Origin of the sequence: Kosakonia sp. (assembly GCF_032052965.1) — a bacterium.
GTDB lineage: Bacteria > Pseudomonadota > Gammaproteobacteria > Enterobacterales > Enterobacteriaceae > Kosakonia.
The window spans coordinates 47225-61566 of sequence record NZ_DAMBVN010000008.1; the positions used below are offsets into that span (position 1 = coordinate 47225).

9 protein-coding genes are annotated in these 14342 nt (G+C 56.7%); 3 read left to right on the forward strand and 6 right to left on the reverse strand.

The window, feature by feature from the left end:
- Positions 1 to 122: 122 nt before the first annotated feature.
- The 6 genes from bcsC to bcsR are packed head-to-tail and all read right to left on the reverse strand — an operon-like array spanning position 123 to position 10717.
- A complete protein-coding gene (gene bcsC / locus RTX30_RS11925) occupies positions 123 to 3620 on the reverse strand; it encodes a cellulose synthase complex outer membrane protein BcsC (protein WP_312690003.1) in 3498 nt (1165 codons plus the stop codon).
- On the reverse strand, positions 3602 to 4711 hold the full coding sequence (gene bcsZ, locus RTX30_RS11930; protein ID WP_409429814.1) for a cellulose synthase complex periplasmic endoglucanase BcsZ: 1110 nt from the start codon (positions 4709 to 4711) through the stop codon (positions 3602 to 3604). The genes bcsC and bcsZ overlap by 19 nt, the downstream gene beginning before the upstream one ends.
- A complete protein-coding gene (gene bcsB / locus RTX30_RS11935; RefSeq protein WP_312690007.1) occupies positions 4711 to 7128 on the reverse strand; it encodes a cellulose biosynthesis cyclic di-GMP-binding regulatory protein BcsB in 2418 nt (805 codons plus the stop codon). Before bcsB ends, bcsZ begins: the two co-directional genes overlap by 1 nt.
- 10 nt (positions 7129 to 7138) lie before the next feature.
- Positions 7139 to 9757 (reverse strand): UDP-forming cellulose synthase catalytic subunit, encoded by a 2619-nt coding sequence (bcsA, locus tag RTX30_RS11940; RefSeq protein WP_312690009.1) that lies wholly within the window; start codon positions 9755 to 9757, stop codon positions 7139 to 7141.
- Complete coding sequence (gene bcsQ / locus RTX30_RS11945) at positions 9754 to 10518, reverse strand: cellulose biosynthesis protein BcsQ (protein ID WP_312690010.1); 765 nt, start codon at positions 10516 to 10518, stop codon at positions 9754 to 9756. The genes bcsA and bcsQ overlap by 4 nt, the downstream gene beginning before the upstream one ends.
- 10 nt (positions 10519 to 10528) lie before the next feature.
- On the reverse strand, positions 10529 to 10717 hold the full coding sequence (gene bcsR / locus RTX30_RS11950) for a cellulose biosynthesis protein BcsR (RefSeq protein ID WP_312690012.1): 189 nt from the start codon (positions 10715 to 10717) through the stop codon (positions 10529 to 10531).
- A gap of 188 nt (positions 10718 to 10905) precedes the next feature.
- Here bcsR and bcsE point away from each other — a divergent pair, with 188 nt between their 5' ends.
- Genes bcsE through bcsG form a run of 3 tightly spaced genes read left to right on the forward strand, consistent with a single transcriptional unit; the run spans position 10906 to position 14331 of the window.
- Positions 10906 to 12465 (forward strand): cellulose biosynthesis c-di-GMP-binding protein BcsE, encoded by a 1560-nt coding sequence (bcsE, locus tag RTX30_RS11955; RefSeq protein WP_312690014.1) that lies wholly within the window; start codon positions 10906 to 10908, stop codon positions 12463 to 12465.
- On the forward strand, positions 12462 to 12659 hold the full coding sequence (bcsF, locus tag RTX30_RS11960; RefSeq protein WP_312690016.1) for a cellulose biosynthesis protein BcsF: 198 nt from the start codon (positions 12462 to 12464) through the stop codon (positions 12657 to 12659). Before bcsE ends, bcsF begins: the two co-directional genes overlap by 4 nt.
- Positions 12652 to 14331 carry a cellulose biosynthesis protein BcsG gene (gene bcsG / locus RTX30_RS11965; protein ID WP_312690017.1) on the forward strand — a complete coding sequence of 560 codons (1680 nt, stop codon included), beginning with the start codon at positions 12652 to 12654 and terminating at the stop codon, positions 14329 to 14331. The genes bcsF and bcsG overlap by 8 nt, the downstream gene beginning before the upstream one ends.
- Positions 14332 to 14342 lie beyond the last annotated feature (11 nt).

Below are 14342 nucleotides of genomic sequence, written 5' to 3' on the forward strand. Positions count from 1 at the left end.
AGATTGCCTGGCGCTGTGGAAAGCGCAGCAAAAAGGGAGGGTAACGTGTTGAATTTTTGGTGATTCGCTGCCGCGCGCTGAGCCAGCCACGCGGCAGTTTCCCGCCAGGAATTATCTTTTTTTTACCAGTCGGCGTAAGGCATCAACGGTTGAGGCGGAATATCCATGTCACCCTGCCAGCCTGCGCCGGAATAACGGACATAGAGTAATGCGTGGCTTGGGGTATAATCCTTCGCTTGCTGAATGTCCACCCCTGCACCAATAAACCAGTGGGCTGTCACTCTGCGCTCAACCAGCGCCCGCGCGGTATAACCAAAACCGTTAGAACTGCTGGTCGAACTGCCACGATCCTTGTCGGAATACTTCGCGTTGCCGTTGGGGAAGGTTTCGTTATCCGGGATCAACCCCTGCAATGGGTAGCGTTTCGTCCCGGTGGTTCTGGCGTGTGACCAGGAGCCAGAAGCGCCCAATTCCCACGACCAGTTCTCGGTGCGTTTACGCCACGTCACCGGCACCGCAAACGAAACATACTGCTGTGGGCTGTAATAGCCGCCTTGCCCCAGCGTGTACTCGCTCAAATCTTTGTTATAGCGCCACAACATATTATTCAGGCCGACCGTCAGGCGCTCATTGTCTTTATTGATCAGCTTGTAGTAATACCCGGCCATCAAACGCATACGCCAGTTATCCGCTACGTTTTTGCCGGTCAGGGAATCGACATTGAAACTCGACCAGACCCCATTAGCGTCGCCTTTATCATAACTCACGCTGACACCGCCGCCGGTGGCGCGCACGCCGCCCCAGGTGGTACCGGTATTGGTATCTTTCTGGCCGCCAAACGCCAGCAACGAGCTTGAGATAGCGCGACGATGGACATTCACCGTGTAACCGAGCGGACCGATATCGCTGCTGTAACTCAGCCCCCCGACAATGTCGACCACATCGAAGCCCGTTGGCGTGGTGCCGATATCGCCAGCCCAGGTTTCATTTTGCCAGCCCGCCGCAAAGCTTGCGCCACTGGAACTCTGATGTGTGTTGCCGCTACAGGGCGTTGCGGAACAGGTTCCCCAATTAGGGTTGTAAGTACCGTCGGTGGTGGCAAAGCTGCCGACATTCATATTCACCACATCGGTGCGCAAGAACACCCGCCCGTCGGACAGCGGCGCATCCACCTGCAACATGGTGGTGTGCCCTTTCAAATCAGAGTAACCGCCGGTGCCGCTCGAATCGGAATATTCATGTTGCAGCGTGACATTGAGATCTTGCTGACGATAGAGCTCCGCCGCATCGCTGCGCACGCCGCGCTTCAGCCAGTCATCTTTTGTCTCTGTACGCGTCAGGCGCGTATAGGCATCGTTATCAGTCGGACGGCGGGTCGCAATGCCTGCCGCCACCATCGCATCTTTGTAGGTATCCAGCGCCTGTTGTGGCTCGCCCTGTTGCCGCTGGAAGCGGGCGGCGTCACGCAATACCAGCGCACTCTCCATTGAAGGCGGCTGCGATTTCGCCTGCGGCACGATAGCCGCAAAGGTTTGCTGCGCGCTGGTGGTATCGCCCAGCGATGCCTGCACCAGTGCCAGCCGGCGCTGTGTGTTGATGGATGGCGGCGCTGCGGGTGTGGTGGTTTGCAGTTTCGCCAGCTGCGCGCGCGCTGCCATGGCGTTGCCCCCGGCGGCATACAGCTCCGCCAGGCCGAGCAGAGCATCGTCGTTATTTGCATCCTGCGATAACACCTGCTGGTAGTAATGTTGTGCAGAGGCGCTGTCGCCACGCTGTTGCGCCCAGTCGGCGCGAGTCAAATCAATACGGGCGGTAGCCGGTTGCTGCGCCAATAGCGCCAGCGCCTGATCTTCATGTCCGCTGTCGCGCAGACGATTGGCGTTTTCCATTACCCGGTTGGTTTGCAGCCGCTCCGCCAGTTCCTGAATATTGCTGTTCCACTGATCCTTCGGCAGACCATTAAGATGGTTCAGCGCCGCCAGTTCCTGATTATTTCCCGAGAGATAGAGCGCGTAGGCATACACCTGCTCCGCATCGCGCGGTTTCAGCGCCACCAGTTGGTGCATCTGCGCATCGGCTTCGTGTTGCCTGCCCGACTGACGCAAATCACTGGCCAGACGGTAGGTGATCCACACGCTGCCGGGGTCAAGTGCCAGCCGCTGGCGCTGCAGCTCTGCCGCCTGCGCCCACTGACCTTTGTTTTCAAGCGCTTCCGCCTGCTGCGCCAGCTGATCATTTTTCAGCCCACGTTCAATGTCATCAATGCTGCGACGCTGACTGGCCGTCAGGGATTGAATAAAGCTGGCGGCTTTTTCCGGCGACTGGGCGCGGTAAATATTCGCCAGCCCACGCACGGCATTACTGTTACCGCTGTCCATGCGCAACGCCTGGCGGTAAAAACGCTCTGCTGCTGCGCTATCCTGACGGGCTGTCGCCACATCGCCCAGACCGAGTACCGCGTAACTGTCGCTATTATCAATCCCACGCGCCTGGGTGTAGTAACGCTCCGCCTGCGCGGGATTTTTTGCTTTCAGCGCCTCGTCACCCTGCTGGATCAGCAGCCAGTAACGGTTGGTTTGCAGCAGGCTATCCCACTTGCTGCGGCTTCCACTGGTGGGATCCATAGCGATGGCTTTTTCAAACTGCGCCACGGCGCGTGCGCGATCGCCGCTTTGTGAATAGGCCTGTCCAAGCGCGCCAACGGCTTCACTGTCAGTATGATTGGCGTTAACCGCCTGCTGAAGTTCGCCAATCGCTTTTTTACCCTGACCGGCATCGACCGCCGCCAGCCCTGTCGCGCGTGCCCGAAATGCCGGGTCCGCCAACTGCTGTTGCTGAGCCGCAAGCTGGCTGCGGGCCGCATCCACCGTATCGCCAGAACTGAACACCGCGAGAAAGTTTTGCAGCGCTTTCACACTGGCATCGCTCACCGGCATGCCCTGAATTTGCTGGTACCAAAGGCTTGCCGCCGCATCACGCCCGGCTCCAGATTTAGCCATCTGTTGCAACACCGCGTAACCCTCCGCGCTGCGGCCTTCGCCAAACAGCAATTGCGCCAGCGAGCCTTGCAGTTGCACGTTCCCGGGGTTAGCGGCGTTCAGGGTTTTCAGTTGGTTAATGGCTTCACTGCGACGCGCCGGCACTTTCGCCACCAGCGACCAGTACTCTACCGCCAGATCGCCATCCGGCGGGTTGCCTTTAAACAGGGCATCGTAGGCGGCAATGGCTTCCTGCGTATGGCCAGTCGTCGCCTGCAACCGCGCCTGTTGCAGCGCCTGACGCCCCTCCGCCGTAGAGAGCGCCATCGTGGTGACAGAGGATTTATATGCTCTGGAATTCGCCGCCAGGTGCTTCATACGATCGAGCTGTTTTTGCGCTCCGGCCTGATCGCCCTGACGCAAAAGATAACGAAAACGGGCGGCAACGACTTCCGGATTGTCCGGATCGATAAGTTCGAGGCGATACAACGACTGACGCACCAGATCTTCACGCTTCGTGGCTTCTCCCAGCCGCACCTGCTCCAGCAATTGCTGCTGCGCCGTGGGTTCGGCTGTTTGCCCGGCGGGCACCAGCGCAAAACCGAGTGAGAGACAGAGTAAACTTACTGTGAACTTGCGCATGCCTGGCCCCAGTCAGGTTGTAACTCACCGCGAGGGGTGAAACGAAAACGGTGCTCATCCCACCCCTGCCCAAACAGAGTGAGAACATAGCTGTAGTAGGCATCATCGCCAGGAAAACGATCGGCGACGATCTGACGTTGTACCGCCTGCGCATCGCGATTTTGCAGAAAGGGCAGCAAAGCGGCGGAAAACCCTACCGGGCCATCACCGCGCACCTGGCCGGTCGCGACATCGACTTTCTCTGGCACCACGCCATTCTTCGCTGTCACTGTCGCCATCGGTTTGAGTCGCTCCAGCAACCGCGCTTTTTGCCCGTCGCGGTCGTGCATCATACCCACCCATAAATAGACACGGATGGCATCGTAGCTGCTTACCAGCGTCTTACCGGGTTGCAACTGCCAGCCTTTGCCTTTTTGATAGCGGACCCAGTCCGGCGAGAAGCCTTTTGGCGCCGTCTCCAGCAACAGGCGAAGGTTGGTTTCGCGCAGCGTTGTCCACGGCGCGCCAAAACGGGTGAAATAACTTGCCAGTTGCGGCGGCAAATAGCTGGGGTTAAAACGCCAGCTCGTCGCTTCAGCAAAGCCGACTTTGCCAGGCAACAGCATTGATCCCAGCCCTGGCACGTTGGTCACTTCCTCTTTTGCGATGCGGCTCAATAGCGCCTTGCCGAGCGTGGTATAGCGCGGCTCTTGCCACAACCGCCCCGCTTCCAGCAGCGACCAGGCTATCCACAGATCCGAATCCGCCGCGGAGTTGGTGTCCAGCACGTCCCAACTGGTGTCCTCTTTCTTTCCCCACAGCCAGGCAGGAAGCCGGGCTGTAAGATCGCCCTGCGCCAGGTTGTTCTGCGTCCAGTCCAGCTGCGTGTCGAATGCCTTGCGGTCGTTGGCGACCAGCGCAAAGAACAGCGCATAGCTTTGCCCTTCCGAGGTGGTTATCTTGCGCGCATCGCTGGGGTCAATGACCCGCCCGCCGTCGCTCATATAAGCCTGTTTAAAGTGTTCCCAGGCTGGCCATGTGCAGGCGGCGCGCGCATTCATCGCCACCAACACCAGCGCCATGACAACCCAGCGTAGCGCTCTCATGCTCATTACTCGTGATCAGGGTCAAGACGACGACGGCTGATAATGCGCAGCAGACGCCACAGCACCCAGGCCAGCAGCACAATGCTGACCGCCGCCAGCACCGCCAGCAGCACCGGATGGTTTGCCAGCGCATACCAGATGCGTTCAAACCACGGCAAATGCCCCACATAGTAAATATCGCCGACACGCAGACCATCCACGCCGGATTCGCGGATGACGGTGACCGAACCGAAAATCGCGGCGCGTTTACCGCTGTCGTTCATGGCAGTGTTCAGCAATTCATAGCCACGCGGGCTATCCGCCAGCAGTGCAACAACGCTGCGCTGATCGTTATACGGTGACTGGAAGCCGACAATCGCCGCCATTGGCCCCTGCGACGCGACGCCGGTTTGTACATCCGCCCGACGGTCAGCCTCATCCGGTACGATGGAAGGGAATGGCGTCTGGCGCAGCGGCGTTTTCACCCAGCTTTGCGCTGCATCGACAAGCAGATCGACTTTTTTATCATCCTTTAGCTGTGCAGGAATGGCGCCGATGATCATGATGTCGGCATCTTTGTTCTGAATCTGGCTACCGTCGTCAGTGACTTGCACGTTAATGGCCGGGAACCCGGTTTGCGCGCCGATTGCACCCAGAGAATCCAGCAATGTCGATACCTGAGCCGCCGTCGGTTTAGGCGGAGTGACCACAATGGTTTGCGACAGATCAGCCATACGGCTAAACGGGAAACCGGCATTCGCAAAGGCGCGCAGATCCGGCATGGCAATAAAGTGATAGTACTTCGAGAAATCGATAGTGGAGTCGTCGCCAATCACGACCCGGTTCGGTACCTGCTGGAAGGTGATGCAGTTTTCAAGAGTACCGCCCGGCATTGGGTTCATATACTGGAAGTCAAAACGCAGCTGGTTGACTGCACCCAGTTTCAGCGCCGGAATAGACACATCGGTTTTACCATCCAGCAGGCCTTGCAATACCGGAAGACGCAACAGCAACTTGTTAGAATCCTGATTACCCAGCAGATTGAAATATTGCAGGAACTGGTTGTTCAGGCTGATATCCATGCGCGAGTTATCTTTGGTCGGCGGCGCGGTGTAGCGGTAATTGAGGTTCATATCAATGCCGTTACTGCGCAGCAGATAGAGGTCCGGCGGCAGGTTCAGCGCCACGTTAATCGACGCCGGCTCCAGGCCGTTGGACTGTAACTGCTCTTCATAGGTTTTCAGCTCGCCAAACGTCACCGGACGATCGGTGCGGATCCAGTTCGGCGCATCGTACGGCTGGCGTGCCAGCAACGGTTTTACTTCATTAACCGTGACCGTATCGCCACGGAAAAGAATATTCCCTTGGGCAATACCTTTCGCCGCCTGCAGCAGATCGTTGTCGTCGCGGCCCATCACCACCAGTAGCTTCACATAGGGGTTATTCGGATGGCTGATCATGCTGACGGTCGGCGCCTTAACAGCAGGCAGATCGCGCAAGAAATCAGGACGCCTGTCATTGGTGGCGAAGACAATGGCATTACGATCTGGCAGCGCGTTGTAACTGACCGGGAAGCGCTGACCACGCCAGCCAGTACGGGACCCAAACCAGGACGCAATGACCGCGGCGGCCTGCTGCTGTGCAATACCCGGCGCATCGGCAAAGACCATCGGCAGATCTAACGCGCGGGTATCACGCTGATCGAAGAACGGCACCGGGAAGTGCGACAAATCATTTTGCACGGCCAGTTTCTGGTAAGTCAGATCCAGCGAACTGCTACGACCAATGTCCAGCCACAGCGTAGTGCTGGCCGGGTTTTCACACACATCACGGTAATGGCCGACAAACTCCAGACGCACCCGGTTAAAGTCGGTGATAAACAGTGGATTGATCGGTACCTGAGCCAGCGTTTTTTTGCCTAACTGCTCTTTCGTTACCGGCAGCACGCCCATCAGTTCATCGTTCAGGTAGACCTTCAGTTGCGACTGCACCGGCAGTAATGAAGGTGATGGCGTGTACTCAAGATTCAGCACGGCTTTTGATACCAGCTCATCGCTGCGCATGCCAAACTCGACGCCTCCGTCCGGGTTAACGCCACGCAGCACCATACTGCCCGGCGGCGGCGCAATCTGTGCAAAGGTCAGCTTCACATCGCGCGAGGGCGCATTTGCCGCAACCACAGGCGCATTCGCGCCCGGCACGCCCGGCATCACCTGGCCGATGACTGGCTGGCCGTTACTGGCCGGCATTTGCCCTTCCGTTGGCGTGGTCGGCGTCAGGGCTTCCGATTGGTTCGGCGTCTGGGTGACAACCGGTTGCGTTGCGGGCGCAACGGTCGGCACGGTGGGCGCAGCAGGGTTCGCGGGTGCCGCAAGGGTCATCATTGGGGGAAGTGCGCTCATCCCCACAGCCACTGCACAAAGCCAGGAAAGTTTTCTTTTCATCGCGTTTTCATCATTGTTGAGCCATAACCGGATCCGGTTGCTGTACCGCCACGTTCCGTGCCGGGCGGCGGGGGATAAAAGACACCACCCATGACACCAGGCCGGTGAGGGCACGGAAAATCATCTTGACTGACGACGGAGCAAATTCCGCGAGATGGCGATAGCCGCGGAAACCCAATTTCAAAATATCAAACAGACTTTCCAGCGGTTTATCTTCCGGGAAACTGTCCTGCCACAACGCCCAGGTATCCGCGCGGGCAAAAGTACACTGCACAAAATCGATATGCTGTTTGGTGGTCAGCGGCATCAGTTGCAAACCCACTTCATTGCCGGAGACACGCGCCACTGTGGTGGGGAAGACATACTCCTGCTGACCGCGTTTGAGCAGCAGGTTGACTTTCTGCCCTTCCAGCACCAGCGCCTGGCCATTAATCTTGATACCCAGCCCGCCGTCGGAGAAGTCATGAACCGTACAGGAGAAGAGGTGACCATCTTCACGGGCAATCGCGGCGGGCATGGAGATTTCCACACGGTGTGCGCGCCGCACCTGTTTACTCTCGACCGATACCGCCACTGCACCGCCGAGAATAATCATGTTGTAGAACACCCAGGCCATACTGACAAAGACAGTGAGGATTTCATTTTCCGGGCCATAGAAATAGCGCCAGATGCCCGCCAGCAAGCCAACCACATTAATCAACACCAGGTAGATATAGGGCCGAGAAATCACCCAGTCGACATACTCTTCTTCCACCAGCCCGCCTTTGGCGGTGACGTTAAACTTACCTTTGTGCGGGTTGAACAGCGCCACCAGCGTGGGTGGCGCGATATACCACGCCAGCACCGTTTCATAGATCTCGCTCCAGAAGGAGTGGCGGTATTTGCCCTGAATTTTTGAGTTGGTCAGGCTGGCGTGGATCATATGCGGCAGCACAAACAGCGCAATCATGATCGCCGGGGCGTAAATGATGTAGGCATGCAACAGCAGAAACGCCAGCGGCGCGGTGAGGAAGATCAGCCGTGGAATGCCCGACAAGAAGTGGAACATAGCGTTGACGTAGCACAAGCGCTGCGCCAGTTTCAGCCCTTTGCCCATTAAGGGGTTATCAAGACGGAAAATCTGCACCATGCCACGCGCCCAGCGAATGCGCTGACCGATATGGGCAGAGAGACTCTCCGTCGCCAGCCCCGCCGCCTGCGGAATGCGCATATACGCCGAGGTGTGGCCCAGGCGGTGCAACCGCAACGAGGTGTGCGCATCTTCGGTTACGGTCTCAACCGCAATGCCGCCGATCTGATCCAGTGGCCCACGGCGTATAACCGCACAGGAACCGCAGAAGAACGTGGCATCCCACATGTCATTACCGTCCTGCACCAGGCCGTAGAACAGTGTGCCTTCGTTAGGGGTTTTACGGAACCGGCCAAGGTTACGCTCAAACGGATCCGGCGAGAAGAAGTGGTGCGGCGTCTGCATCATTGCCAGCTTTTTCTCTTTCAGGAACCAGCCCATCGTCATTTGCAGGAAGGAGCGTGTCGGGACGTGGTCACAGTCGAAAATCGACACGAACTCGCCCTTGGCGTATTTCAGGGCGTTATTGATGTTCCCGGCTTTCGCATGTTCATGTGTGGTACGGGCGATATATTCCACCCCGACGCTTTTAGCGAAGGCGCGGAACTCTTCGCGGCCGCCATCATCCAGGATCCAGATTTTGAGCTTATCTTTCGGCCAGTCGATACCCAGCGACGCATAAATCGTGTTTTTCACCACGTTGAGGTCTTCGTTATAGGTCGGTACGAAGATATCTACCGTAGGCCACTGCGCCATATCTTTCGGCAGCGGAACGGGCTGGCGATTAAGCGGCCACACGACCTGGAAATAACCCAGAATCAGGACAATCCAGGCATAGGTTTCGGCGAACAGCAATACCACGCCGCAGACCAGGCTGACCGGATCGTTCCAGTTCAGGGTGGAGGTATAGCGCCACCAGATATACCGGCAGGAGACGGTGAGCGACAGCACAATCAGCATCAGTGCCGAGAAGCGACCAGGAATGCGCCGCACCAGCAGCGCCACGCCCCACAGCAGCATCAGGAAGACGAACTGCGAAAGCGGGTTAAACGGCTGCGTCACGCACAAGATAGCGAGAACCAGCGAGAAAAAGACGATAACGCCGAGGATCAGGCGGCGCACGTGCGGGTTGATATGCCCCAGCTCTTTTTGGTTATCGAGATGGCCGGTACGCTGTGTAACCCGTTCAGGGAGCGTATCCAGCCAGTGATACCAGCGACCACGTAGCGCACGCGCCCTGGCAAAACGCTTACGGCGGGCGGACTTCGGCGGCCCCCACGGCAGCGTGACTAACAGCCACAGGGTCTGTACCAGGTAGCGCGCCGGATCAAGGGGACGTGGCTTATCGGGGTCAATATGCGGAAACCACAGCTGCTGCTGCGCACGTAATTGCTGCCAGCGCGGGTGCTCCAGCGGAATAAACACCCATGCAAGTATCGCCCAGAAGCAGCCAGAAGCCGCACTGAACCCGGAAGCACCCTGCCGACGATAGTGCTGATAACGCGCGCTTAAGCGCGCGCTGACCGGGGGGATCAGTAACCAGGCGGAGAGGCGACTCATTCCGGGCTCCTTTCCGGCTCGCCGTCGGGGGCGCCTGACCGGGCGTAGTGAAGCAGGCACCAGTTCGCCAGTGTCAGCATCTCTTCTGCCGCCAGCGCGTCGGCGCGATATTCCCCCAGCGGCTGTTTCGACGCCATACTTTCTGCTACCGCTTCATCACGATGGATATACATCGGCAGGATCCGCCGCTGGCTTTGTAACCAGACTTGCCAGAGATCATCCTGCAGCTGGCTGCCGATACGCAGATCATTAATCAGAATATGGGTTCCGGCCGGTAACGCCTGCTGGTGCAAACGCACATGGCAGTTGGTATCCGGCTTCACAATGGTGAGCGTGTGATCGCAATGCTCAATAAACAGACGGGCCAGCGGCGAATAGCCGTGCGGCAAATCAATCAGCACCCATTGATAATGGTGCTGCGTTTTGAGGGCCTGCAGAATAGCCGCCAGTTGGTTGAGTACTTCAGGCAGGCGCTGGCTGTTTTCCCATTCGCTGGTCGTGAGCCGGCCAAAAGGCAGGACATCAAGTTGTGATGTGTAGCGCAGCCCCGCATCGCGCCAGTCCTGGCCATCAAGCACGCTGCGTGCCCAACCGCCGTTGTGCGAGAAATCGACATTAAATGACAGGCGCAGAAGATTATCGGGGCAGGCATCAATGACCAATACCGATTCCCCTAATAATTGCAATGACCAGGCCAGCGCCGCGGTGACGGACGTCGTGCCGACGCCACCGCGAATCCCCTGTAGTCCCAAGATGGCCATTCAGGCTCCCTTATTGTTGACGGGCAAATTCTGCAAGCAGAGGCCAACGTTTAATCGCTGCCGCCAACTGTTCTCGTTGGGAAATATCGGCATAATCTATTTCGGGCAATGAAAAAGCCTTGCTCAGCGCCAGGAAATCATTTTGAAATGTGTAGCCCAAAGTTGGGTCTGTTTGAGTGTTGGGTTCATTGTTGTGCATTCAGGCCCGATCCTCGATCCCTATGAATAAAAAACTCACGTAAACACGTATAGATACAGCGAGGCATCGCGCCTGAGAAAATTCGTTTACATGCTAAATCTGATATTCTTTAATTTCAATGTTAGGTTTATTTCTTCGCTTTCGCTAGTAAACTGAGATACAGACAAATTCGCTGCAAGAGGGACATCGTGGACCCCGTATTTTCTATTGGCATCCAGTCATTATGGGATGAATTGCGTCAAATGCCTGCTGGCGGTATCTGGTGGATTAATACCGACCGGGAACAGGATGCGATTAATCTGATAAATCAAACCATCGCGGCGCAAGATAAAGATGCAAAAGTCGCGGCTATTGGCATGGGCCACGATCTGCGTAAAATCATTGAGCTGGATAATGATCACGGCCCTGAAAAAATCCGTCTGTTTTCCGTGCCAAATCGGGAAAAGAGTCTATACTTTTTCACCCGCGATTTGCTTTGCTCCATTGAGCCTGAACATTATTTATTGATTCTGGTTGGTGCCAATAATGCCTGGCAGAATATCCCTACTGCTAATTTGCACAAATGGCTAGAAAAAACTCAGGAATGGGTGAAATACCACAAATGCTCGCTATTAATTATTAACCCAGGCAGCAACAATGATAAACAAGCGTCGATGCTGATGAGTGAATACCGCACGCTATTCGGCATGGCGAGCCTGCGTTATCAGAGTGATTTGCATATTTATGATGTAGCCTGGTGGTGTAATGAAAAAGGGGTAAGCGCACGTCAGCAGTTGCAGCTGTTGGCTCACGAGGGGCGCTGGCAATTAGCCCGCCAGGAAGAGGCCGCTGTTCAGCCTCGTAGCGATGAAAAACGCATCCTTAGCCATGTTGCAGTACTGGAAGGCGCGCCACCGCTCTCAGAACACTGGTCATTATTTGAAACCAATGAAGGTTTGTTTGAAGAAGCCCGCTCCAGCCAGGCGGCAACGCTGATCTTCGCCCTCATGCAAAACCATCAGATCGAGAGTATCGCCCGGCAGATCCATACCTTGCGCCGCCAGCGCGGTAGCGGGCTAAAAATTATTGTGCGTGAGAGCAAAGCCAGCCTGCGCGCCACCGATGAACGTCTGTTGCTTGGCTGTGGCGCGAATATGGTGATCCCCTGGAACGCACCGCTGTCGCGCTGCTTAACCCTGATTGAAAGCGTCCAGGGCCAGCAGTTCAGCCGCCTGGTGCCGGAAGATATCACCGCCCTGCTCTCCATGACGCAACCGCTGAAATTGCGCGGCTTCCAGCCGTGGGATACGTTTTGCGAAGCCGTGGGCAATATGGTCAATAACACGTTACTGCCAGCCGATGGCAAAGGGGTGCTGGTGGCGCTGCGCCCGGTGCCCGGTATTCGCGTTGAACAGGCGCTGACGCTCTGCCGACCAAACCGAACTGGCGATATTGTCAGTATTGGCGATAACCGACTGGTGCTGTTTTTATCGTTCTGCCGGGTCAACGATCTCGACACCGCGCTGAATCATATTTTCCCGCTGCCCACGGCGGATATTTTCTCCAACCGTACAGTGTGGTTTGAAGATAACCAGATTGCCGCTGAGCTGGTGCAAATGCGCTCGCTGCCGCCAGAGAAATGGTCAAAACCGCTGACGGCCACACGCGAAACGAAAAAAGTCATTAATGCAGAACATGATGGCACCGTGTGGCGGCGCATCCCGGAACAGTTCAGACTTTTAAGCGAAACAACGGAGCGTCCATCATGATGTCTGTTGCCGATATTGTGCAGCTTATTGTGCTGTGCGCGCTCATCTTCTTTCCGCTGGGTTATCTGGCGCGCCACTGGTCACGCCCGCTCCGCACCGCGTTACGCATCACCTTTACCAAACCGCGCTATATGAAATCGAACGGCGTGTTGCGCCGTGAATCGTCCGTCAAGGCAGACCGTAAACATGACTAATCCAACTACGACCACTCCCATGCCCTCGCCGTTATGGCAATACTGGCGCGGCCTGGCAGGCTGGAACTTCTATTTTCTGGTGAAGTTCGCGCTGCTTTGGGCGGGTTACCTCAATTTTCACCCAATGCTGAACCTGGTATTTATGGCATTCCTGTTAATGCCGATACCCCGCCAGCGTTTGCACCGCCTGCGCCACTGGATTGCTATCCCTGTCGGTTTCGGGCTGTTCTGGCACGACACCTGGTTGCCAGGACTGGAAAGTATGATGAGCCAGGGTGCGCAGGTAGCGGGTTTTAGCGCTGATTACCTGCTGGATCTCGTCACACGCTTTATCAACTGGCAAATGATCGGGGCATTGTTCGTTCTGCTGATTGCCTGGCTCTTTTTGTCACAATGGATCCGCGTCACGGTCTTTGTGGTGGCGATCATGATCTGGCTGAACGTATTAACGCTTACCGGGCCGTCATTCTCATTATGGCCGGGCGGCCAGCCAACGACCACAGTGACCACCACGGGTGGCAGCGCCGCTGCTACAGTCGCTGCTGCTGGCGATACGCCGGTCGTGGGCGATATGCCCGCACAGACCGCGCCGCCAACGTCGGAAAATCTCAATGCGTGGCTGGCCAGCTTCTATGCCTCAGAAGCCAAACGCCAAAGTACCTTCCCGACCCAGCTCGCCGCCGACGCCCAGCCGTTTGATTTGCTGGTCATTAATATCTGTTCACTGTCATGGGCCGATATTGAAGCTGCCGGTTTAATGTCGCACCCGCTGTGGTCGCATTTCGATATGGTGTTTAAACATTTCAACTCCGCCACGGCTTACAGCGGCCCGGCAGCGATTCGTCTGCTGCGCGCCAGCTGCGGGCAGACCTCGCATACCAACCTTTACCAGCAAGCCGGAACGCAATGCTATCTGTTTGATAACCTCGCAAAACTGGGCTTTACGCAGCAGTTGATGATGGATCACAACGGTGAATTTGGCGGTTTTTTGAAAGAGATCCGCGATAACGGCGGGGTGCAAGTACCACTGATGAACCAGGCCGGCCTTCCGCCAGTCCTGCTCTCCTTTGATGGCTCGCCGATTTACGACGACACCGCTGTACTGAATCGCTGGATGGAGTCCGAAGCGGATAACCAGGGTAAGCGCACCGCCACCTTCTACAACCTGCTGCCATTGCATGACGGCAACCACTATCCGGGCGATCGCAAAACAGCGGATTACAAACTGCGGGCGCAGAAACTGTTTGATGAACTGGATGCCTTCTTCACCCAACTTGAGCAATCCGGGCGTAAAGTAATGGTGGTACTGGTGCCGGAACATGGCGCCGCGTTGCAGGGCGATAAAATGCAGGTTTCCGGCCTGCGCGATATCCCAAGCCCGTCGATCACCAACGTACCGGCAGCTATCAAGTTCTTCGGCATGAAGTCTCCGCATCAGGGCGCGCCAATCGAGATCACCCAGCCGAGCAGCTTCCTGGCAGTATCGGAAATTGTCACCCGCGTTCTTGATGGCAAGATCTTTACGGAAGACACCGTTAACTGGACGCAACTGACCAGTAACCTGCCGCAAACCGCGCCGGTTTCCGAAAATGCTAACGCGATTGTTATCCAGTACCAGGACAAGCCGTATGTGCGCCTGAATGGCGGCGACTGGGTACCGTATCCGCAGTGATGTGGTTTTTA

Bases quoted from the DNA above. Each gene is read 5' to 3' on its own strand.
- bcsG (WP_312690017.1), top strand. From the start codon at position 12,652: ATGACTAATCCAACTACGACCACTCCCATGCCCTCGCCGTTATGGCAA.
- bcsC (WP_312690003.1), bottom strand. From the start codon at position 3,620: ATGCGCAAGTTCACAGTAAGTTTACTCTGTCTCTCACTCGGTTTTGCG.
- bcsB (WP_312690007.1), bottom strand. From the start codon at position 7,128: ATGAAAAGAAAACTTTCCTGGCTTTGTGCAGTGGCTGTGGGGATGAGC.
- bcsZ (WP_409429814.1), bottom strand. From the start codon at position 4,711: ATGAGCATGAGAGCGCTACGCTGGGTTGTCATGGCGCTGGTGTTGGTG.
- bcsF (WP_312690016.1), top strand. From the start codon at position 12,462: ATGATGTCTGTTGCCGATATTGTGCAGCTTATTGTGCTGTGCGCGCTC.
- bcsR (WP_312690012.1), bottom strand. From the start codon at position 10,717: ATGCACAACAATGAACCCAACACTCAAACAGACCCAACTTTGGGCTAC.
- bcsQ (WP_312690010.1), bottom strand. From the start codon at position 10,518: ATGGCCATCTTGGGACTACAGGGGATTCGCGGTGGCGTCGGCACGACG.
- bcsA (WP_312690009.1), bottom strand. From the start codon at position 9,757: ATGAGTCGCCTCTCCGCCTGGTTACTGATCCCCCCGGTCAGCGCGCGC.